This window comes from Streptomyces coryli (assembly GCF_011044975.1).
Classification (GTDB): domain Bacteria; phylum Actinomycetota; class Actinomycetes; order Streptomycetales; family Streptomycetaceae; genus Streptomyces; species Streptomyces coryli.
The window spans coordinates 1-22,192 of record NZ_JAAKZV010000130.1 but is presented as its reverse complement, the minus strand read 5'-3'; the positions used below and the strand labels follow the sequence as shown (position 1 = coordinate 22,192).

Sequence of the window (22,192 nt, the reverse complement as noted above, 5' to 3'; positions counted from 1 at the left end):
CAGATTGCCCACGTGTTACTCACCCGTTCGCCACTAATCCACCCCGAAGGGCTTCATCGTTCGACTTGCATGTGTTAAGCACGCCGCCAGCGTTCGTCCTGAGCCAGGATCAAACTCTCCGTGAATGTTTATCAACATCACGCAAGAGCGGTCCGTACCGGCGGAATAAGCCGGTCGGACACAGCGTCCTCGCTGTGTGTTTTACAAAGGAACCTCGTCTCAGAGAGACGGGGTATCAACATATCTGGCGTTGACTTTTGGCACGCTGTTGAGTTCTCAAGAAGCGGACGCTTCCTCTGGATTCCCTCACGGGTTTCCTCGGGGCGTTTTCCCTTCGGTGTCTCCGACTCTATCAGAGCTTCAGAGTCGAATTTCCCCGCCCGATCTTCGATGCTGCGGGCACAACGACCCCCGGCTCGTTCAGGCGGTGAAGCAAAAGTACTGGACGGCCGCCCGCAGTGCAAATCGGCGCTGCGGCGCGGCCGTTCACGTACAAACACGCAGGTCAGGGGACCCGCTCAGACCTCCACGACGACCGGGAGGATCATCGGGCGCCGGCGGTACGTGTCCGACACCCACTTCCCTACCGAGCGGCGGACCAGCTGCTGGAGCTGATGGGTCTCGGCGACGCCGTCCGACGCGGACTTCGCGAGGGCTTCCTCGATCTTCGGGATGACCGCCTGGAAAGCCGCGTCGTCGATGCCGGCGCCGCGGGACTGGATGTGCGGGCCGCCGACGATCTTCCCCGAGGTCGAGTCGACGACCACGAAGACCGAGATGATGCCCTCGTCGCCGAGGATGCGGCGGTCCTTCAGCGAGGACTCCGTGACGTCGCCGACCGAGAGGCCGTCCACGTACACGTATCCGGCCTGGACCTTGCCGACGATCTTCGCCTTGCCCTCGATGAGGTCGACCACGACGCCGTCCTCGGCGATGACGATGCGGTCGTGCGGTACGCCCGTCAGGGCGCCAAGTTCCGCGTTCGCGCGCAGGTGGCGCCATTCGCCGTGGACCGGCATCAGGTTCCGCGGCTTGCAGATGTTGTAGAAGTACAGCAGCTCGCCCGCCGAGGCATGCCCCGAGACGTGGACCTTCGCGTTGCCCTTGTGGACGACGTTCGCGCCCCACCTCGTCAGGCCGTTGATGACCCGGTAGACCGCGTTCTCGTTACCGGGGATCAGGGACGAGGCCAGGATGACCGTGTCGCCGGGGACGATGCGGATCTGGTGGTCGCGGTTGGCCATCCGGGACAGGGCCGCCATGGGCTCGCCCTGGGAGCCGGTGCAGACCAGCACGATCTCGCGGTCCGGGAGGTCGTCGAGGGTCTTTACGTCCACGACCAGGCCCGGCGGGACCTTCAGATAGCCCAGGTCCCGCGCGATGCCCATGTTCCGGACCATCGAGCGGCCGACGAAGGCGACCCGGCGGCCGTATTCGTGTGCCGCGTCGAGGATCTGCTGGATGCGGTGGACGTGGCTGGCGAAGCTGGCCACGATGATGCGCTTCTGGGCGCCGGCGAAGACGCCGCGCAGAACGTTCGAGATGTCGCGCTCCGGCGCGACGAAGCCCGGGACCTCGGCGTTCGTGGAGTCGGACAGCAGGAGATCGATGCCCTCCTTGCCGAGCTCCGCGAACCGCGGGAGGTCGGTGAGGCGGCGGTCCAGCGGGAGCTGGTCCATCTTGAAGTCGCCGGTGTGCACGGCCATGCCGGCGGGCGTGCGGATGGCCACCGCGAGCGCGTCGGGGATGGAGTGGTTGACCGCGACGAATTCGCACTCGAAGGGGCCGATGCGCTCCCGGTCGCCCTCGGCGACCTGCAGCGTGTACGGGCGGATGCGGTGTTCCTGGAGCTTGGCCTCGATCAGGGCGAGGGTCAGCTTGGAGCCGATCAGCGGGATGTCGTTCTTCTGCCGGAGGAGATACGGGACTCCGCCGATGTGGTCCTCATGGCCGTGGGTGAGGACGATGCCGTCGATGTCGTCCAGGCGGTCCTGGAGCGTCGTGAAGTCCGGCAGGATCAGGTCGACGCCGGGCTGCTCCTCCTCGGGGAACAGCACGCCGCAGTCGACGATCAGCAGCCGGCCGCCGTATTCGAAGACGGTCATGTTACGGCCGATCTCGCCCAGGCCGCCGAGCGGAGTGACGCGCAGGGCGCCTTCCGGGAGCGTCGGCGGCGGGCCGAGTTCGGGATGCGGATGGCTCAAAGGACTCTCCGTCTGATCTCGGTATCTCGTTATGAAGTTATGACGTCTGAGGGCGCGCTACAGATGCACGCCGCCGGCCGCGAGGTCGCGCTTGAGCAGCTCGCGCTCGGGCTCGGAGAGCTCGACGAGCGGCAGGCGCAGCGGGCCGCCGGGCAGGGACTGCATACCCAGCGCGGCCTTGGTGGTGATCACGCCCTGGGTGCGGAACATACCCGTGAAGACGGGCAGCAGCTGCTGGTGGATCTCGGTGGCCTTGCGGGCGTCGCCCGACAGGTGCGCGTCAAGCATTGCGCGCAGTTCGGGGGCGACGACATGGCCGACCACGGATACGAAGCCGACCGCGCCGACGCTGAGCAGCGGCAGGTTCAGCATGTCGTCGCCGGAGTACCAGGCGAGGCCGGTCTGGGCGATGGCCCAGCTGGCGCGGCCGAGGTCGCCCTTGGCGTCCTTGTTGGCGACGATCCGGGGGTGCTCCGACAGCCGGATCATGGTGTCGGTGTTGATCGGTACGCCGCTGCGACCCGGGATGTCGTAGAGCATCACCGGGGAGTCGGTGGCGTCGGCGATCGCCTTGAAGTGGCGGTAGAGGCCCTCCTGGGGCGGCTTGCTGTAGTACGGCGTGACCGTCAGCAGGCCGCTGGCGCCGGCGCGCTCGGCGGCGCGGGCGAGCTCGATGGAGTGCCGGGTGTCGTTCGTGGAGGCTCCGGCGACGACGTGGGCGCGGTCTCCGACCGCCTCGGCCACGGCCCGTACCAGCTCGGCTTTCTCCGCATCGCTGGTGGTGGGGGACTCGCCGGTGGTGCCGTTGACGATCAGGCCGTCATTGCCGGCGTCCACCAGGTGGGCGGCGAGCCGCTGCGCGCCGTCTAGGTCGAGCGCACCGTCCTCGGTGAAGGGGGTGACCATCGCGGTCAGCACCCGGCCGAAGGGGGTCTGCGGTGTGGAAGTCGGAGCCATGGATCCAACGCTACTCGGTGGTGGGCGCTGAGTGGGCCCTTGGGTGGTGCACGACGCACCACGGCACACCAGGCGAAGGGAACCCGGCACTGCCTGCTCGGGGGTTCAAGCAGTACCGGGTTCGTGCCATCAGCGTATGCGAACTTCGCAAAATCTGGCAATCCGGACAGTTCGCAGCGTTGTTCGGGTGGGGTCCGCAGGCGGGCATCACCTGGCCCTGGCAGGGCACCCGCGCACGTATAATTTCCTGAGAAGACGTGTAAAAACGGGCACTTCGCGGCTCATCCCGACGTTTCCCGTGTGACCGTCCTTTCCCTTTGCGCTTTTAGAGGAGCAGACCCACCCATGCCGGGCCGTACACAGGAGAACGTTCCCTTCGCCTTCATAGCCGAGGCCGATCGCTTCCGCAGCGACATCCAGCCTCCGAAGTACCGCGCCACCCCCGGCGAGATCGCCGGGCGCTTCCTGACCGGGCTGCTGGTGGTCGGCGGTCTGACGGCCTCACTGATCTTCGGCGCCCCCGCGCTGCAGAGCGGCTCCGGCGAGAGCCCGGCGGGCTCCGAGACCTCGGCCACGCAGAGCGACTGACGCAAAGCGCCCCGTACGGCCCTCCCCCGCCTGGTCCCCCGGGGTGGTAGCCACCGCTCCGCGTCGCTAGCCTCACTGGGCACAGCCCCTGCAAAAAGCACTGTGAGTGAGGACCTGCCGTGCCCCTGCCCTTCATGGCGGCCGACCGAGACTTCGGCGACCTGGCCGGCGACGCCCCGCTGCCGTACGCGGATCACGACCACTGGCGTCGCCCGTACCGCCCCGGCCCCTGGCGGGTCCTCGGGGCGGCGGTCGAGCTGCTCATCGCCTCGTATCTGCTCTTCGCCACGCTCATCATGCTGATGGCCGGCTCGCTCACCGGCGCGCTCGTGTGCCTGCTCTTCGGGGCGCTGTTCATCACCGCGGCGCTGCGGCTGCTGCGCTGCGGGGTGTGGGTGAGCGCCCAGGGCATCCGGCAGGTCGGGATGCTCTACACCACCACGCTGAAGTGGGACCAGGTGACGGCCGTGCACACGGTGCAGCAGCCGGTGCGGTATCTGGGCCTGCCGCGCACCGTGCAGGGCCAGGCCCTCGTCGTCCAGACCGGCCAGCGCCGGGCGGGCCGCCCGGAGACCCTGCGGCCGCTGCTGACAACGGCCAACGCGGACTTCCTGGGGCGGCCTGAGGCCTTCGACCGGGCCGCCGACACGATCGAGGCCTGGGCGGCCGAGCTGCGCTGAGCCCTACCTCGTGTACGTGCGGATGCGGAAGCGCAGCCCGGACGTCGCCGAGGTCTGCCAGCCCTTGTCCTCGGACATCTGCCACGCCGGGTCCAGTGCCGGGGCGTATGTGTCGCCGCTGATCTTCAGGTCGACTTCCGTGACCGAGAGCGTCGTGGCGTACGGCAGGGCGGCCCGGTAGATCTCCCCGCCGCCCATCACCCATGTCCCGGCAGGGGCGGCGAGGGCCAGCGCCTCGGGGAGGGAGCCGGCGCGGTCTGCGCCCTCGGCCGTCCAGCTCGGGTCGCGGGTGACCACGATGTTGCGCCTGCCGGGCAGCGGGCGGAAGCGCGGGGGCAGCGAGTCCCAGGTCTTGCGTCCCATCACGACGGGATGGCCGAGGGTGGTCGCCTTGAAGTGCGCCATGTCCTCGGGCAGTCGCCACGGAATCCCGTTGTCCGCGCCGATGACGCCGTCGGGGGTCTGCGCCCAGATCAGCCCGACGCTCACACCGCCACCGGCGCCTTGATCGCGGGGTGGTGCTGATAGCCCGCCACTTCCACGTCGGCGTACGCGTAGTCGAAGAGCGAGTCGGCCTGCCGCAGGCGCAGCTCGGGGAAGTCGTACGGGGTGCGGGTGAGCTGCTCGGTGACCTGCTCGACGTGGTTGTCGTAGATGTGGCAGTCGCCGCCGGTCCAGATGAAGTCGCCCGGCTCCAGGCCGGTCTGCTGCGCCACCATGTGCGTGAGCAGGGCGTAGCTGGCGATGTTGAACGGGACGCCGAGGAAGAGGTCCGCGCTGCGCTGGTAGAGCTGGCAGGAGAGCTTGCCGTCGGCGACGTAGAACTGGAAGAAGGCGTGGCAGGGCGCGAGGGCCATCTTGTCCAGCTCGCCGACGTTCCAGGCGGAGACGATCATGCGGCGGGAGTCGGGATTGCTGCGCAGGGTGCCGAGGACGTCGGTGATCTGGTCGATGTGCCGGCCGTCCGGGGTCGGCCAGGAGCGCCACTGGGCGCCGTAGACCGGGCCGAGGTCGCCGTTGGCGTCGGCCCACTCGTCCCAGATCTTGACGCCGTGCTCCTGCAGCCAGCGGACGTTGGAGTCGCCGCGGAGGAACCACAGCAGCTCGTACACGATCGACTTCAGGTGCACCTTTTTGGTGGTGACCAGCGGGAACCCCTGCGCGAGGTCGTACCGGAGCTGGTGCCCGAAGATGCTCCGGGTGCCGGTGCCGGTCCGGTCGGCCTTGGCCGTTCCGGAGGTGAGCACTAGCCGCAATAGGTCTTCGTACTGGGTGTCCGCCACAGGCGCCGAGTCTACCGGCCGGTGGTCAGGGATTTTTGCGGAGGGTGATCGCCTGTTGCATCGCCTTACGGGCCCGGGGCGTGTCCCGGGCGTCGTGGTACGCGACCGCCAGCCGGAACCAGGCGCGCCAGTCGCCGGGCGCCGCTTCGGTCTCGGCCTTGCGCTTGCGGAAGACCTCGTCGGCCGAGTCGCGGTCGATGCGGCCGCTGGGGGTGCGCTTCAGCTCGTCGACCGGGAGGCCGCCCTCCGCCTCCAGTTCGCGGGACAGGCGTTGGGCGTTGACGGCGAACTGGGTGGTGCGGAAGAGGAACCAGATGCCGATCAGGGGGAGCACCCAGACGGCCACGCCGAAGGCGACGGTCGCCGGGCGGCCGTCCCTGATCAGGATCCAGCCGCGGGTGCCGGCCAGGAAGAAGTAGACGACGAGGACGGCGGCCAGCACGAAGTAGGTGATCTTGGAGCGCATCAGCCGAGGTCCAGGAAGTGCTCCAGGCCGTAGGTCAGGCCCGGCGTCGACACCACCCGGCGGGCGCCCAGCAGGATGCCCTGCATGAAGCTGCTGTGGTGCAGCGAGTCATGCCGGATGGTGAGGGTCTCGCCCGTACCGCCGAAGAAGACCTCCTGGTGGGCGAGGGCGCCGCGGAGGCGGACGGCGTGCACCGGGACGCCGTCGACGACCGCGCCGCGGGCGCCGTCCAGGGCCGTGGAGGTGGCGTCGGGCTGGGCGCCGAGTCCGGCGGCGTTACGGCCCTCGGCGATCAGCTGGGCGGTGCGGGTGGCGGTGCCGCTGGGGGCGTCGGCCTTGTTCGGGTGGTGCCGCTCGATGACCTCGGCGGACTCGAAATAGCGGGCCGCCTGCTTCGACCAGAGCATGGTGAGGACCGCGCCGATGGAGAAGTTGGGCGCGACCAGGACGCCGGTCTGCGGGCTCTTGTCGAGCCAGCCGCGCAGCTGCGCGAAGCGCTCGTCGGTCCAGCCGGTGGTGCCGACGACGGCGTGGATGCCGTTGCCGACGCAGAACTCGAGGTTGCCCATCACCGCGTCGGGGTGCGTCAGGTCGACCGCGACCTGGGCGCCCGCCTTGGTCAGCTCGGCGATGTCGTCGTCGCGGTCGAGGGCGGCGACGAGGTCCATGTCCTCGGCGGCTTCGACGGCCTTCGCGGCCTCGGAGCCGATACGGCCCTTGGCGCCGAGGACGGCTACGCGGAGTTGGGTGTCGGTCATGGTGGGCTTCTTCCTCGCTTCGTGGGTCCGGTGGGATTCTTCCCCAAGCCCGCCCCGTGCCGAAATCGGGGTGGGCCCCGAGCCCCGTTGGTACGGGGGTCCGGGGGCGGTGCCCCCGGGACTCCCGTCTACGACACCGCGTCCTGCATCGCCGCGGCCTGCCGGTCCCCCAGCGGGCCGATCGCCGCGAGCGAAGGCCGCCGGCCCAGTACGTCGCGGGCGACCGCCCGTACGTCGTCCGGGGTCACCGAGCTGATGCGTGCCAGCATGTCGTCCACCGACAGCTGTTCGCCCCAGCACAGCTCGCTCTTGCCGATGCGGTGCATGATCGCGCCGGTGTCCTCGAGGCCGAGCACGGTCGCGCCGGACAGCTGGCCGATCGCGCGGCGTACCTCGTCGTCGGTCAGGCCGTGGGCCGCGACCTGGTCGAGTTCGGCGCGGCAGAGTTTCAGGACGTCCTGCACCTGGCCCGGGCGGCAGCCCGCGTAGATCCCGAAGAGGCCGCAGTCGGCGAAGCCGGAGGCGTACGAGTACACGCTGTACGCCAGGCCGCGCTTCTCCCGGACCTCCTGGAAGAGGCGCGATGACATGCCGCCGCCGAGCGCCGCCGACAGCACGCTCAGCGCCCACCGGCGCTCGTCGTGCCGGCTCACCCCGGGCATGCCCAGGATCACGTGCGCCTGCTCGGTCCTGCGGTCGAGGACCTCCATGCGGCCGGCGGTACGGATCGCCTGGTGGCCCGCCCGCGGCCCGACCGGAAGCGCGTCCGCGCGGCCGAGCGCGCCGGCCGACTCGAAGGCCGCCCGCACCTGGCGGACGACCTTCGCGTGGTCGACGTTCCCCGCCGCGGCCACGACCAGGTGCGTCGGGTCGTAATGCCGCCGGTAGAAGCGCGCGATGCGGTCGCGCGTCAGGCCCTCGACCGTCTCGACCGAACCCAGCACCGGCCGGCCCAGGGCCGTATCGCCGAGCAGGGTGTGCGCGAAGAGGTCGTGGACGCAGTCGCCCGGGTCGTCCTCGGTCATCGCGATCTCTTCGAGGATGACGCCGCGCTCGGCGTCGACGTCCTCGGCGCGGATCAGCGAGCCCGTGAGCATGTCGCAGACGACGTCGATCGCCAGCGGCAGATCGGTGTCGAGCACCCGCGCGTAGTAGCAGGTGTACTCCTTCGCCGTGAAGGCGTTCATCTCGCCGCCGACCGCGTCGATCGGGGCGGAGATGTCGAGGGCGCTGCGTCGCTTGGTGCCCTTGAAGAGGAGGTGCTCCAGGTAGTGGGTGGCGCCGTTGAGCGACGGCGTCTCGTCGCGCGAGCCGACGTGTGCCCAGATGCCGAAGGTCGCGGAGCGCACCGTCGGCAGCGTCTCGGTGATGATGCGCAGGCCGCCGGGGAGGGTGGTCTTACGGACCGTGCCGATGCCCTCCGCCGTGCCCTTCAGCACGGTGCGGGTGCGCTGACGGGGCACGGCCCGCCCCTCGTTCCCGGAGGAAGAGGGGCGGGCCGTGATGTGAGCCTTACGCGTCACTCTTGTCGGCGTCCTTGTCCTCGCCGTCCTCGCCCTCGATGACGGGGATCAGCGACAGCTTGCCGCGCTGGTCGATCTCGGCGATCTCGACCTGGACCTTGGTCCCGACCGGGGTGACGTCCTCGACGTTCTCCACCCGCTTGCCGCCGGCGAGCTTACGGATCTGCGAGATGTGCAGCAGACCGTCCTTGCCGGGCATCAGCGAGACGAAGGCGCCGAAGGTGGTCGTCTTCACGACCGTGCCCAGGTAGCGCTCGCCGACCTCGGGCATCGTCGGGTTCGCGATGCTGTTGATGGTCGTACGGGCGGCCTCGGCGGACGGGCCGTCGACGGCGCCGATGTAGATGGTGCCGTCGTCCTCGATGGTGATGTCGGCGCCGGTGTCCTCCTGGATCTGGTTGATCATCTTGCCCTTGGGGCCGATGACCTCACCGATCTTGTCCACCGGGATCTTGACGGTGATGATCCGCGGGGCGTTCGGGGACATCTCGTCCGGCTGGTCGATGGCCTCCATCATCACGTCGAGGATGTGCAGGCGGGCGTCGCGGGCCTGCTTGAGGGCCGCGGCCAGCACGGAGGCCGGGATGCCGTCCAGCTTGGTGTCGAGCTGCAGGGCGGTGACGAACTCCTTGGTGCCGGCGACCTTGAAGTCCATGTCGCCGAAGGCGTCCTCGGCGCCGAGGATGTCGGTCAGCGTCACGTAGTGCGTCTCGCCGTCGATCTCCTGCGAGATCAGACCCATGGCGATGCCGGCGACCGGGGCCTTCAGCGGCACACCGGCGTTCAGCAGCGACATCGTCGAGGCGCAGACGGAGCCCATCGAGGTGGACCCGTTGGAGCCGAGCGCCTCGGACACCTGGCGGATCGCGTACGGGAACTCCTCGCGCGTCGGCAGCACCGGCACGATCGCGCGCTCGGCGAGCGCGCCGTGGCCGATCTCGCGGCGCTTCGGGGTGCCGACGCGGCCGGTCTCGCCGGTGGAGTACGGCGGGAAGATGTAGTTGTGCATGTAGCGCTTGCGGGTCACCGGGTTGAGGGTGTCCAGCTGCTGCTCCATGCGCAGCATGTTCAGCGTGGTGACGCCCAGGATCTGGGTCTCGCCGCGCTCGAAGAGCGCCGAGCCGTGCACCCGCGGGATCGCCTCGACCTCGGCGGCGAGGGTACGGATGTCCGTAACGCCGCGGCCGTCGATGCGGACCTTGTCCTTGATGACGCGCTCGCGGACGAGCGACTTGGTCAGGGACCGGTAGGCGGCGGAGATCTCCTTCTCGCGGCCCTCGAACTGCGGCAGCAGCTTCTCGGCGGCGGTCGCCTTCACGCGGTCCAGCTCGGCCTCGCGCTCCTGCTTGCCGGCGATCGTCAGCGCCTGGGCGAGCTCGTCGCGCACGGCGGCGGTGAGCGCCTCCAGGACGTCGTCCTCGTAGTCGAGGAAGACCGGGAAGTCGGCGATCGGCTTGGCGGCCTTGGCGGCCAGGTCGGCCTGGGCCTTGCACAGCACCTTGATGAAGGGCTTGGCGGCCTCGAGACCGGCGGCGACGACCTCCTCGGTCGGCGCGGTGGCGCCGCCCTTGACGAGCTCGACCGTCTTGTCGGTGGCCTCGGCCTCGACCATCATGATCGCGACGTCGCCGTCCTCGATCACGCGGCCGGCCACGACCATGTCGAAGACGGCGTCCTCGAGCTCGGTGTGGGTCGGGAAGGCGACCCACTGGCCGTTGATCAGCGCGACGCGGGTGCCGCCGATCGGGCCGGAGAAGGGCAGGCCGGACAGCTGCGTGGAGCAGGAGGCGGCGTTGATGGCGACCACGTCGTAGAGGTGGTCGGGGTTCAGGGCCTCGATGGTCTCGACGATCTGGACCTCGTTGCGCAGCCCCTTCTTGAAGGTGGGGCGCAGCGGCCGGTCGATCAGGCGGCAGGTGAGGATCGCGTCCTCACTCGGGCGGCCCTCCCGGCGGAAGAAGGAGCCGGGGATCTTGCCGATGGCGTACATCCGCTCCTCGACATCCACCGTCAGCGGGAAGAAGTCGAGGTTTTCCTTGGGGTTCTTCGAGGCGGTGGTGGCGGAAAGCACCATCGTCTCGTCGTCCAGGTACGCCACGGCGGAGCCGGCGGCCTGCTTGGCGAGGCGGCCCGTCTCGAAGCGGATGGTGCGGGTGCCGAAGGAACCGTTGTCGATGACGGCCTCGGCGTAGTGGGTCTCGTTCTCCACTAGGGATATCTCCTCGTCTGCGCCTCCGCGCCCGTGTGGCCGGAGGCGATACGTCAGTGCGTACATGCCGCACGTGTGTGTACGTGCGGTGTCGGCGGAGGAGCATCCGCGTTCCCGCCGGTCCCGCGGTCCAGTGCTTCGGCTGCCGGGCCGGTCTTCGATCGAAGCCTCCGGGATGATCCCGGGGGCCACTACCGAGGACCGGCGCTGGTGGCCGCCGGCACGGATGCGGGCTGCGGGGCGTGGTTGCTCCCCGTATTCATATGGTTTCGCTGCTGCCAGCCTACAAAGCTTTGGCCGCCGTTACGACGTCGGCGCTCTGAGCTGGCCGGACGCGCTGCCGGACACACGCAAAGGCGCTGCCCGGATACGCGAAAGGAGCGGCCCCAGAGTCTGGGAACCGCTCCCCTCATCGGAGCCTTATCGGCCGCCCGCCGCACCGGCACGGATGCCGAGGCGCTCGCGCAGCGCACGGAAGCGCTGGATGTCCTTCTTGGCCAGGTACTGCAGCAGCCGGCGACGCTGGCCGACCAGCAGCAGCAGGCCACGACGCGAGTGGTGGTCGTGCTTGTGGGTCTTCAGGTGCTCGGTCAGGTCCGAGATGCGACGCGAGAGCAGCGCCACCTGAACCTCGGGGGAGCCGGTGTCGCCCTCCTTGGTGGCGAACTCGTCCATGATCTTCTTCTTCGTGGCGGTGTCGAGCGACATGCCTACTCCTTGGGTGTCCGTGCCTCGCGAGCGCCCCTGGTCTGCGTCACAGGGGAATCTCCGACTACTCGGGAAGCGACACTCCAGGCTACCAGGGGGGAGAGGGGGCTCAGACCAGGGTCCCGGCCCCTGCTCCGGACCGTCGGGGCGGGCCCGGCGCGCGCCCTGCCCGCCAGGTCGGCCCCCTTTTCCTCGCGTGCGGCGGCCAAATGGGTACGCTGATGCGGCTGTTGCCAGGGGGGACCAGAGGGGGGTGTATGCAGCCGCTGCGCGCAGACGATCCGCAGCATTTCGGCCCGTACCGGCCCGTGGGACGGCTGGATGCCGAGGGCAGTGAGATCCCGGCGCCACAGGTCCGCTTCATCGCCCACAGCACGGGCGGCGAGCGGACCGTCGTCATCTTTGCCGATGCGTCCGAGCCCGCACCGGACCGGGCGCTCCGGTTCCGGGCGGCGGCCGAGCAGGCGCAGCGGCTGGGGGGCATTCCGGGGCTGCGGATGGCGCCGGTCACGGAGCTGGCCGCGCCGGGAGAACCGCGGCAGTGGTGGGCGTCCCCGTACGCCCCCGTGCACCCGCTCCCGGCCGCCGTTGCCGCCCAGGGCGGCGGGCTCCCCGAGCTCACCGTCTGCGCGCTCGCTGCCGCGCTGGCGGAGGCGCTCGGCGGTCTGCATGCGACCGGGAACGCCTTCGGCGGCCTGACGCCCGCGGCGGTGCTGCTGTCCGGCGAGGGGCCGGTGCTGGCCGGCTTCGGCGCGGTCGGGGTGGGCGGTCCCGACGGTGCGCCCCGTACGGAGCTGGCCGGGCTCCCGGCGGAGTTCCTGCCGCCGGAGCAGGCGGCGGGCGGGCGGCCACGGCCGCTGGGTGACATCTATGCGCTGGGGGCCGTGCTCTGCTACGCCGCAGCGGGCCGGCTCGGCGGCGGCCCCGCGGCGCTCCCGGACCGGCTGCGCGCGCCGGTCGAGCGCTGCCTTCGTACGGACCCGGCCGAGCGGCCCACCGCCGAGGCGCTGCTGTCCGAGCTGCTCAGGGCGGCGCCGCGGCCGCAGTCGCCGGCGCATGCCCCGGCGACCGTCGCGGATCCCGGCAGCTTCGGCGCGGCCGGGCTGCTCGCCCCGGGCTGGCTGCCGCGCCGGGTCAGCGCCTCGCTGGCCGGGCAGGCCATGGCGGTACTGGCGGCCGGGGTCGATGGCGTGCCCGACTTCACGCCCGTACCGGTGGCGGGGCCGGGTCCGGAGACCGCGTCCCGCGCGGCGGCCGGGACGGTCGTGGCCACTGCGGGCGCCAAGCCGTCCCGGCGGGCGCTGATCGCCGGGCTCGCCGGCGGGACCGCGGGCCTGGTGGCCGGAGGTGCCGGGGCCTGGGCGGTGACCAAGGAGGACCCGCCGCCGGGCCCGACCCTGGCGGAGCGGCTCGCGGAGAAGACCTCGGCGCGTAAGAAGACACCGCCCGGCATGGCGCCCGCGCCGCGCTGGCACCAATCGATGGCGGGCTCCGGGGCGCTGGGGCCCGTACTGCCCGGGGATGACCGGACCGTCGCGGTCGTGACGAGGGCCGGGGTGACCGGGCTCGACGCCCGTACCGGCGAGGAGGCGTGGCGCAGCGACGGCCTGCGCCCGCGGGCCGCCGCGCTCCCGGACGGGCGCGGGCGCGCGCTCGTCGCCGGGGCCGAGCCGGCCGTGCTCGACCTGTCCGACGGCAAGGTCGCCTGGCGGGCGGCGAAGCACCGGCGCGGCGGCAGCGCTCCGTACGGCACGCTGCTGGCGCTGCGCGGCAGCAGCGCCTGCTTCACGGTCGAGGACGGCGGGAAGCACACGGCCGTCGCTTACGACATCGAGAGCGGCCGCGAGCTGTGGCGCACCCCGCTGCCCGGCCCGGCGGCGGGTGCCCGCCTCCTCGGGGATGTGCTCGTGGTGCTCCCCGACACCGGCACGAAGCCCGCCGCGAAGGAGCCGGCCACGCTCACCGCGCTCGGCTTCGGCGACGGCACACAGATGTGGTCCGAGGAGCTGGCCGGGATGGCGGCCGCCCACTGGGCGGATTCCTCGTCGGGGCGAACGCTGGTGGCCGCGGCGGGCAGCAGACTCCGGGCGTACGACACGGACGCGGACGCCGAGCGACTGTGGGAGCTGGCCGGGAAGAAGTGGCTGGAGGAGGATGCCCCGTTCGGGCCGCCGTGCATTGCGGGCGGCCTTGTCTACGCGCTCAACCGCGGCCGCGTTCTGCACGCCGTCGGCCTTCGCTCCGGCCGGCTGGAGTGGAAGCAGCCGTCGGCGGTGTCCGTCACCGAGGACATGCAGGTCACGCCGCCGCGGCCGGTGCTCGCCCGGTCCGCAGGGGCGGTGCTCGCGGCGGACCGCAGCCAGGTGCTGGCCTTCGAGGCCGACGGCGGCAAGTTGATGTGGCGCTTTACCGACACGGTCCGCCGCCCGTCGAAGAAGCCGCCGCGCCGCCTGGTGACCGTCGTCAGCGACCTGGCCCTCGTCAGCAGCGGCCGCCGGCTGTACGCACTGCCCTTGACCTGACCACCGGCGCACCCGGGGAGGAGAACCATGCCCACGCTGTCCGGCACCGGGCAGGAGACGGCCGGCCCGTACCGAATAGTGGCCGAGCTCGGCTCCGCGCCCGCCGCGGAATCCGGCCCGCGCTGCGTCCTCGCCCGGGATCAGCACTCCGGCCGGGCCGCGGTGGTGGTGCTGCCGCCCGAGCGGCTCGCGGCCGATCCCGGGTTCCGGATGCGGCTGTGGGCCGAGGCCCGTAACGCCGCCCGGCTGCCGGGCCCGTGCCCCGCGCCGGTCGCCGCGATCGCGCCTCCGGATTCGGGCGCGGCCTGGGTGGCCTACGACTGCGCCCCGGCGCTGCCGCTGCCCGGGGCGCTGGCGGTCAACGGCGGGCCGCTGCCGGTGGCGTGTGTGCTCGCCCTCGGGCTCGCGCTCGCCGAGTCCATGCTCGCGGCGCACGCACTGGGGCTGGTGCACGCGGGCATCTCCCCCGGCTCGGTGCTGCTGACGCCGTCCGGGCCGCGGCTGGTCGGCTACGGCTTCACCCGCGCCGCGCAGCCCGGCGCGGCGGCGCCGACACCGCTGGATGACGTGCGGGCGCTCGCCGCGGTGCTCTGCTACGCCGCGTCCGGCACCGAGTCTCCGGGCGACGCCCTCCCCCAGCCGCTGCACGACGTGCTCACGCCGATCCTGGCCGCGCGACCGGAGGCGGTGCCGCAGGCCGATGCGCTCGTGGCGGAGCTGCGCCGGCACACCCAGGGCGCGTCGGGCTGGCCGGCGCCCGTGGATCAGGCCCTGGCCGGGCAGTTGGGCCCGGAGTTCGCGACGGCGGTCCCGGATCGCCCTGCGCCTCCCGGGCAGCCGCCCGACACCGCCGTACCCGGCCGGATACCGCCCTCCCGCCGGGCGCTGCTGACCGGGCTCGCCTTCGGCGCCGCCGGTCTCGCCGTGGGCGGCGGCGGAGTCACGGCCTGGCTGAAGGCGACCGAGAAGGAGCCGAAGGTCCACCGCACCACCGCGGCCCCCGGCGCGCCACCGAGGCCGCTCTGGCACTACGGACTGGACGGCGGCAGGCTGAGCGGCGCCTACGTGGTGGGAGAGAACATCGCGGTGCTCAGCGCCGACATCGGGACCATCGGCGTCGACATCCGCACCGGCAAGAAGCTGTGGGCGCGCGAGGACATGAGCGTCGGCGCCCGGCCCACGGTCGTCGGGAAGCTGATGATGACCGATGACCTGGGCGAGCTCGTCTTCGTCGACCCGCGCACCGCCAAGCGCAAATTCCAGCTCACCGAGTACGGCATCGAGGGCAGGACACGGTTCAAGTACGCCATAGCGGGCGCGGGCAGCACGCTGTGGTTCATGGCCACCGTCGGCGAGGGCTCCGGCGGCGCCGACCAGCACGCCGTCGTCGCGTACGACACCGTCAAGCGCCGCGAGCTGTGGGTCGAGAAGCTCCCCAAGGGCTACGGCGCCATCCTCTCCCCCGACGAGGGCGACGGCGAGGGCGACGGCACCATCTCGAAGCTGCGGGGCAAGACCCTGCTCATCCCCTCCCAGGCGGACGGCGCCGGCGAGTTCGGCTACCTCGCCCTCGACCCGCGCACCGGCAAGAAGCTGTGGCACCGCGTCTTCCCGGTCAAGGACATGCCGGAATACCTGGGCCCGGAGAGCTTCACCACCCCGGACGGCGTGCTCATCAGCCCGCAGAAGGAGAACGACAAGATGGTGGCCTTCGAGCTGCGCACCGGCCGGAAGCTGTGGACCCGGCCGCTCAAGTCCGTCATCACCCTCGGCGCACCCGACGTCCGCCGCCGGGTGGTGCACGGCGTGTACGGCGACTACGCGGCCGCCTTCGACACCCGTACCGGCAAGCGCCGTTGGGCCGCCCGTATCGCCTCTCCGGTCGGGCTGGCCACGAACGTGCTGCTCCTCAGCCACGCCCGCAAGACCCTGCTCTACCGTGTCGACTCCGGCTTCGAGGCCTTCGACGTGCGCGACGGCTCGCACCGCTGGCGCTTCGCCACCGTGGACGGCGGCGAGATGCCCGGCGAGACCGGCACGATGGTCGGCGTCGCCCCCGGCCGCGCCCTCTTCAGCAGCGAACTCGGCCTCTACGCGCTCCCGGTGGACTGACCCATGCCCGCATCCCTCACCCACGACGACCCGCAGCAGCTCGGCCCGTACCGCCTGGTCGCCCGGCTCGGCAGCGGCGGCATGGGCACCGTCTTCCTCGGCCGGTCGGCCGGCGGCCGCACGGTCGCGCTGAAGACCATGCACGCCGAGATCGCCTCGCGCACCGAGTTCCGCGCCCGGTTCCGGCTGGAGACCGACGCGGCCCGGGTCATCGGCGGATACGGCGCCGAGGTGGTGGACGCGGACCCGCTCGCGCCGACGCCGTGGCTGGCCACGGAGTACGTGCTCGGGCCGCCGCTGGACGAGGCCGTCGCGCTGACCGGGCCGCTGCCGGAGGACGCCGTCCGCGCGCTGGGGGCCGAGCTCTGCGCCGGCCTGGCCCAGCTGCACGGCTCCGACGTCGTGCACCGCGACCTGAAGCCGTCGAACATCCTGCTGGCCGCCGCGGGCCCCAAGCTCATCGACTTCGGCATCGCCCGCGCGGAGGGCGACGAGCGGCTGACCCGCACCGGCACCGCCGCCGGCACCCCGGCGTTCATGTCGCCGGAGCAGGCCACCGGCATCGAACACACCCCGGCAGGGGATGTCTTCGCGCTGGCCGGGGTGCTGGTCTTCGCCTGCACCGGGCAGGCCCCGTTCGGCAGCGGCCAGGCCGCCGATCTGCTGTACCGGGTGCGCTACGGCGAACCGGACCTGAGCCGCGTACCGGAGGCGCTGCGGCCCGTACTGGAGCAGTGCCTTGCCAAGGACCCGCGGCAGCGGCCCACCACGAGCCGGCTGGCTGAGCTGCTCGACGCCCCCGCGGGCGGCTTCGCCGAGCACCTCCCGGACGCCGTGCACGCGGACATCCTGCGCCGGGCCACCGCCGTATGGCAGCCGATGCCGCCGCGGCTGCCCGCGCCGGCCGAGGAGGCGGCAACCGCGGCCGGCCCCGCCGGACCGTCGCGGCGCCGGGTGCTGGCGCTGGCCGGCGGCACCGTGGCGGCGGCGGGTGCGGCGGCCGGGGCCTGGTTCTGGCTGGGGCCGGAGGACGACGGCGAGCCGACGGCGGGGGGCAAACCCGGGCAGAAGAAGCCGGACCCCGCCCCGGAGCCGGTCTGGAAGGTGAAGGTCTTCAAGGGCGACTCGGGATTCAACATCTATCCGGCGGGCCGGCATCTGGGACTGCTCAGCGGCATCGGGCTGAAGTTCTACGACGCCAAGTCCGGCAAGCTGCGCGGGGAGTCGGGCGACTCGTCCCCGGTGCAGGGACTCGGCACCGACGGCAAGCGGCTCTACGAGCATCTGCAGAGCGAGATCAGCGCCTTCGACCCGCTCACCGGCAAGACCGGGAAGCCGGTGCTGCGGCTGAAGAAGAAGCTCTCCGGCGGGCGCATCGAGGACATCGACGCGCACGACGTCCTCATGTTCGCCGGGCTGCCGGGCGACAAGGAGTCCTCCTACGCCCTGTTCGACCGGCGGACCGGGAAGCTGCGGTGGTCGCACCCGTACAACGCACCGAACCCGATGTCGTACACCGTCAGTCTGCTCAAGCACTACGTGGTGCTGCGCGAAGAGGACCGGCTCACGGTGCTCGACCGCAAGAAGGGCAAGGTGCTCTGGAAGTGGCGGGCGCCGAAGGCGGACCGGAAGGCCTTCGCCGGGCTGAGCGCGCTTCCGCTCACCGAGACCCATCTCTACCTGGGGCTGCACGAGTTCACCGCGCTGCGGCTCGAGGACGGCAAGAAGGAGTGGACGTTCGGCAAGGACCGCCCGGCGGTCCGGGACGCCGCCGCGGAGGACCGGGTCTACGGCCCGTGCCAGGAGAAGGACGGCACCCTCTACTGCGTCGAGCGCGGCACCGGCCTGCTCGCCGTCGACCAGGACACCGGTGAGCTCAAGTGGGAGGCCAAGGCGGAGTGGGCGGGCCCGGACGCCTTCGCGAGCGCCCCGGCGGTCGGCGAGAAGCTCGTCTATGTCGCCACCGGCGGCACCCACTGGGCCCGCGCCATCAGCCTGAAGACGCATCGTGAGGCCTGGGCGTACCGCGGTCCCGGCAATGCCGAGAGCCCGAAGATGATGCCGTACGAGCCCGGCGACTGCGTGCTCCTCGCGACCCCCGACGTCGTCGTCGCCCTCCCCTTCGAGTGACCACCCACCCACCAGGAGCAGCGCCCATGAACCCACTCGGCTCCGGCGACCCGCTGCGGCTCGGCCCGTACCGCCTCATCGGCGTCCTGGGCGCGGGCGGCATGGGCAAGGTCTATCTGGGCCGCGACAAAGCCGGAAAGCCCGCCGCGATCAAGGTGCTGCGCCCCGAACTGGCCCACCACGCAGACCTGGCGCGGCGCTTCGTGCGCGAGGCGCAGACCGCGCAGTCGGTGCGCGGCAAGGGCGTCGCCCGGGTGCTCGGCGCCGACACCGAGAGCGGACGGCCGTGGATCGCCTGCGAATTCCTCGCCGGGCCGACGCTGCATGACGCGGTGCAGCGCTACGGGCCGCTGGAGGGGCCCGCGCTGCGGGGGCTCGCGGCGTCCCTGGCCCGTACCCTCGGCGACATCCACGCCGCCGGGCTGATCCACCGCGACATCAAGCCGCCGAACATCGTGCTGACTTCCGGCGGCCCGCGCGTCATCGACTTCGGCATCGCCCGCCCCGAGCACGGGCTGACGCTCACCAGCACCGGGGAGGTTCCGGTGACGCCGGGTTACGGGCCGCCGGAGCAGGTGCTCGGGCAGCGGGTGGGGCCGGCGGCGGACGTCTTCGCGCTGGGCGCCGTGCTCACCCTCGCCGCCACCGGAAAGCCGGCGTTCACCGGCGGGCACGTGGCCGCGGTGCAGTACGAGGTGGTGCACGGCGAGCCGCAGCTGGACGGACTGCCCGCCGATCTGCACCCGCTGATCGCGCCCTGCCTCGCCAAGGACCCGGCGCACCGGCCGACGACGGAACAGATCGCGGCCGCGATGGCGCCGCCGCGGGGCGCGGACCGGCTGTGGAAGTCCGGCCCGCTGGCCGAGGACATCGGCAGGCGGGAGCAGGAGGCCACGCGCCTCGCCGCGCTGCCAGGACCGGACGGCGAGGAGACCGGGGTGTCCCGGCGGCGGCTGCTCACCGGCCTGAGCGCGGCCGGTGTGGTCGCGGTCGCCGGGGCGGCGTCGGGCGTCTGGTGGCTACGGGACGACGAGCCGGCGGACGAACCGGACGACGGCAGCGGCCGCCCCGCCTGGGCCGCCGCCCCGCTGAAGACCTACGCCAAGGGCACCGCGCCGAAGCCCCTGTGGTCCCCCGTGGGCGGCGTCGTCTCGGCCAACGCGGTGCTGGTGCCGCTGCACAACGTCGTCGTCGTGGCCAAGGAGGGCGGTGGCCTGCAGGCGTATGCCGTTCGCGACGGGAAGCCGGTATGGCACGCCGCTGAGGCCGCGGCGGCCGCGGGCTCGGTCGCCCTCGACGGCTCCACGGTGCTGGCCGCCGACGCCGCCGGCACGCTCATGGCGCTCGGTGACCGCACCCCGCGCCCGCTGTGGCGCGTGCGGGCCGACGCGGCGCGGGTGCTGGCGGCCGACGCGAAGGCGGCGTATGTACTCACCCGCGGCGGCGAACTGCGGGCCGTACGGCTCGCGTCGCCGCGCAAGATCCTGTGGACCGTGCCGGCCCCGGTCGCCGACTCGGCGAAGGAGCGCACCTGGGCCGTCGCCGGTCAGGGGCACGTGCTGTTGGCCGGCTCCGACGGCCGTATCGCCGCGGTCCGTGCGGCGGACGGGGATGTGGCGTGGACGAAGCCGAAGCGGAGCAACTACGCCCTGCCGATGGCGCTCGGCCGCGGAGAGGTCTACGCGGGCGGTGACACCCTCGCGGCCTTCCGGCTGAAGGACGGCAGCCGGCGGTGGTCCCATCCGGCGCGGGGCGAGTACATCTGGGGCGCGCCGGCGCTCCGCGGCTCGACCCTGTACGCCATGAACGACTCGGCTCTGCACGCCGTCAGCATCACGAACGGCGCGACCGGCGCCGGCGACGCCACCTGGGAGGCCGGGGCCTCGCGCGGGATCCTGTACGCGCCGCCCGCGGTCCAGGGGGACTCGGTGTGGGTGCCGTCGGCGAAGATCCCGGCGGAGCCCTCCCAGCTCTACGTGCTCGACGCCAGCAAAGGCGGCACCGAGGCGTGGTCCACCATGCGCTCGCAGCAGGAGTCCGGGGACTGGACGCTGACCGCCGCCGGGAACCGGGTCTTCCTGATCTACAGCGGGCAGCTGACCGTGATGCCGGTGTTCTGACCTGCCCCCGAAGGGCGGGAGAACCGACGGGCGGGCGACGATCGTCTGCGTCAGCGGTGTCCCTGTGAGGCCCACCCTGTCGGCGCCCTCCTTTGGGCGATTAGGGTGAGTTACGCGCGCGTGGCACCGCTGGAGAGCCTGACGGTTTCTGAGGTGCGTGCGCAGGGCGCGGAACTGAATGCGATCGCCGGGCGGATCGGCTCGCGAAACGGGAGGCACAGTGAACAGCGATCGGGACCAGATCGGCGTGGGCCGGACCAGCCCCGACGAGGAGCAGTCGGAGCGGGAGGCCACCCACTCGGGCGACTTCAGCATCGATTACACGCCTGCCGCCTGGTACACACGCGATGACGCCTCCGGCGTCGAGCCTTCCGCCGCGCTGCCGCCGCTCCCGAGCGAGCCCGCTCCCGCGATGCCGCCGCAGGCGCCGGAGGCCGCGGCTGGGGTCCCGCCGCTGGCGAGCGATTCCCCGGCCGGTATGCCGCCGCTGCCGAATGGCTTCACTGCGGCACCGCCGCCGCCGGGGCTGAGCTTCGATGGGCCGCCGGCGCCGCCTGCGTCGCTGCCGGAGCAGCGGGGGGCGGAGTCGGAGGAGTCGGACGAGTCCGCGGAAGCTGCGGAGTCTGCGGAAGAGGAGTCCTTCATCGGGCGCGCGGTGCTGCGTGACCTGGTCGAGGAGGACGAGGCGGACGACGAAGGCGCGGATGCGAGCGACTCGGACGCGGAGTCTGACGCAGAGTCCGTCGCGGAGCCCGTCGCGGAGTTCGGGACGGACAGCGACGCGGATGCGGACGATGACGCGAGCTCGGATGCCGACGACCGCGTGGATACGGACGGCCACGTAGAAGCGGACGACGGGGACGCTGACGACGATGCCGGTGCGGACAGCGCTGCGGCGACGGATGCGGATGCGGTCGACGACGCTGATGCCGATGCCGGTGCCGGTACGGATGACGTGGAGGCCACGTTGTCGGCTGCCGCGGACGACGAGGTCGGTGACGGCGGCGGGGACACGGACGACGACCGTCCGGCCGAGATGGGCACGATGTTGCTCAGTGGCACCCTGCCCGCCGGCCTGGGCACGACTGCCGGCTCGGAGGACGCGGACGCCGAGGCCGACACCGATGCTGCTCATGACATCGCCGCCGTCGACGACGAAGCCGATCCGGCCCTCGGCGCCGTAGGCGACGTGTCCGCGGCCGACGAGGACGACGAAGACGACGAAGACATCCCCGGCGGGCTGGTGAGTCCCGCGACCATGCGCTTCTCGCCTGCCGCGCTTCGTAATCAGATCGCCGAGTCCGAGGAGCGCGCGCGGGCGGCGGACGCCGCCACCACGGACGACGACGCGCCCGCCTCCGCCGATCCCCGCGACAGCATGGCCGCGCTCGAGGTGAACGACGCCGTCCCCAGCTCGTACGCCGTCGACGAGCCCGCCGACGCGGTGCCGTCGCTCGATGTCCAGGACACGCCCCCGGCCGGCGGTGGCACCCCGTACGACGCCGCTGAGGGCGGCGGCACGCCCTGGCACACGCCCTCCCCCGCGCCTGCGCAGGAGTCCGGACTGCCGCCGCTGCCGCCGCAGTTCCCGGCTTCGGGCACGCCGTGGCAGTCGCCCACCGCGCCGCAGTCGCCGCCCGAGCCGCGCTCGGAGCAGCCTCCGGCTCCCGCCGGGCCCTCGTCGCCCCCGTGGACGCCGCCCACCGCGCCACCCGCGCCCCCATCCGCGCCGCCGCTGTCTCCGCCGCCCGGAGCGCCAGGGCCTTCGGGCAACGGTGACCAGTCCCCGGGGTCCGGTTCCGCGGATCAGTCGGGCAACGCAGGCCCGTTCCCGGGGTCCGGTGCCCCGGATCAGTCGAGCAGCTCAGGTCCGTTCCCCGGTCCCGGGGCAGGCGCCGGAGCCGGATCGGCCCAACCCCCGTCCCCCGCCGC

General features: G+C 72.1%; 16 protein-coding genes and 1 rRNA gene. 7 read left to right on the top strand and 10 right to left on the bottom strand.

The window, feature by feature from the left end; translation table 11 throughout:
• The 3 genes from G5C51_RS25345 to dapA form a co-directional block, all read right to left on the bottom strand.
• Nucleotides 1-125, bottom strand: a 16S ribosomal RNA gene (locus G5C51_RS25345); the annotation flags it as partial.
• A gap of 393 nt (nt 126-518) precedes the next feature.
• A complete protein-coding gene (locus tag G5C51_RS25340) occupies nt 519-2,204 on the bottom strand; it encodes a ribonuclease J (RefSeq protein WP_165240519.1) in 1,686 nt (561 codons plus the stop codon).
• A gap of 57 nt (nt 2,205-2,261) precedes the next feature.
• Complete coding sequence (gene dapA / locus G5C51_RS25335) at nt 2,262-3,161, bottom strand: 4-hydroxy-tetrahydrodipicolinate synthase (protein ID WP_165240518.1); 900 nt, start codon at nt 3,159-3,161, stop codon at nt 2,262-2,264.
• Between the two features lie 345 nt (nt 3,162-3,506).
• Here dapA and G5C51_RS25330 point away from each other — a divergent pair, with 345 nt between their 5' ends.
• Both G5C51_RS25330 and G5C51_RS25325 read left to right on the top strand, forming a co-directional pair.
• On the top strand, nt 3,507-3,749 hold the full coding sequence (locus tag G5C51_RS25330) for a hypothetical protein (protein ID WP_165240517.1): 243 nt from the start codon (nt 3,507-3,509) through the stop codon (nt 3,747-3,749).
• A gap of 119 nt (nt 3,750-3,868) precedes the next feature.
• Complete coding sequence (locus G5C51_RS25325) at nt 3,869-4,429, top strand: hypothetical protein (RefSeq protein WP_165240516.1); 561 nt, start codon at nt 3,869-3,871, stop codon at nt 4,427-4,429.
• Nucleotides 4,430-4,432: 3 nt separating this feature from the next.
• Here G5C51_RS25325 and G5C51_RS25320 read toward each other — a convergent pair whose 3' ends face one another.
• From G5C51_RS25320 to rpsO, 7 genes are all read right to left on the bottom strand, one after another.
• Nucleotides 4,433-4,918, bottom strand: a complete 486-nt coding sequence (locus G5C51_RS25320) for a dihydrofolate reductase (RefSeq protein ID WP_165240515.1) — start codon at nt 4,916-4,918, stop codon at nt 4,433-4,435.
• Nucleotides 4,915-5,712, bottom strand: coding sequence for a thymidylate synthase (locus G5C51_RS25315; protein ID WP_165240514.1), 798 nt, complete (start codon nt 5,710-5,712; stop codon nt 4,915-4,917). Before G5C51_RS25315 ends, G5C51_RS25320 begins: the two co-directional genes overlap by 4 nt.
• A gap of 25 nt (nt 5,713-5,737) precedes the next feature.
• On the bottom strand, nt 5,738-6,178 hold the full coding sequence (locus G5C51_RS25310) for a tetratricopeptide repeat protein (RefSeq protein ID WP_165240513.1): 441 nt from the start codon (nt 6,176-6,178) through the stop codon (nt 5,738-5,740).
• Nucleotides 6,178-6,936 carry a 4-hydroxy-tetrahydrodipicolinate reductase gene (gene dapB, locus G5C51_RS25305; protein WP_165240512.1) on the bottom strand — a complete coding sequence of 253 codons (759 nt, stop codon included), beginning with the start codon at nt 6,934-6,936 and terminating at the stop codon, nt 6,178-6,180. Before dapB ends, G5C51_RS25310 begins: the two co-directional genes overlap by 1 nt.
• 128 nt (nt 6,937-7,064) lie before the next feature.
• Nucleotides 7,065-8,459, bottom strand: a complete 1,395-nt coding sequence (locus tag G5C51_RS25300) for an insulinase family protein (protein ID WP_165240511.1) — start codon at nt 8,457-8,459, stop codon at nt 7,065-7,067.
• Nucleotides 8,449-10,668, bottom strand: a complete 2,220-nt coding sequence (locus G5C51_RS25295; protein WP_165240510.1) for a polyribonucleotide nucleotidyltransferase — start codon at nt 10,666-10,668, stop codon at nt 8,449-8,451. The genes G5C51_RS25300 and G5C51_RS25295 overlap by 11 nt, the downstream gene beginning before the upstream one ends.
• Before the next feature lie 420 nt (nt 10,669-11,088).
• The gene (gene rpsO, locus G5C51_RS25290) at nt 11,089-11,376 is read right to left on the bottom strand and encodes a 30S ribosomal protein S15 (RefSeq protein ID WP_165240509.1); all 288 of its coding nucleotides are present in this window, start codon (nt 11,374-11,376) and stop codon (nt 11,089-11,091) included.
• Nucleotides 11,377-11,633: 257 nt separating this feature from the next.
• Between rpsO and G5C51_RS25285 the strand changes: the two genes are divergently transcribed.
• The 5 genes from G5C51_RS25285 to G5C51_RS25265 all read left to right on the top strand — a co-directional run.
• Nucleotides 11,634-13,898: an outer membrane protein assembly factor BamB family protein gene (locus G5C51_RS25285; RefSeq protein WP_165240508.1), complete on the top strand. Its 2,265-nt coding sequence runs from the start codon at nt 11,634-11,636 to the stop codon at nt 13,896-13,898.
• A gap of 27 nt (nt 13,899-13,925) precedes the next feature.
• Nucleotides 13,926-16,010, top strand: a complete 2,085-nt coding sequence (locus tag G5C51_RS25280) for an outer membrane protein assembly factor BamB family protein (RefSeq protein ID WP_165240507.1) — start codon at nt 13,926-13,928, stop codon at nt 16,008-16,010.
• 3 nt (nt 16,011-16,013) lie between these two features.
• Nucleotides 16,014-18,140 (top strand): protein kinase domain-containing protein, encoded by a 2,127-nt coding sequence (locus G5C51_RS25275; RefSeq protein ID WP_165240506.1) that lies wholly within the window; start codon nt 16,014-16,016, stop codon nt 18,138-18,140.
• A gap of 26 nt (nt 18,141-18,166) precedes the next feature.
• Nucleotides 18,167-20,260 carry a serine/threonine-protein kinase gene (locus tag G5C51_RS25270; RefSeq protein WP_165240505.1) on the top strand — a complete coding sequence of 698 codons (2,094 nt, stop codon included), beginning with the start codon at nt 18,167-18,169 and terminating at the stop codon, nt 20,258-20,260.
• 220 nt (nt 20,261-20,480) lie between these two features.
• On the top strand, nt 20,481-22,192 hold a 1,712-nt coding region (locus G5C51_RS25265), incomplete at its 3' end, for an SCO5717 family growth-regulating ATPase (RefSeq protein ID WP_338118301.1).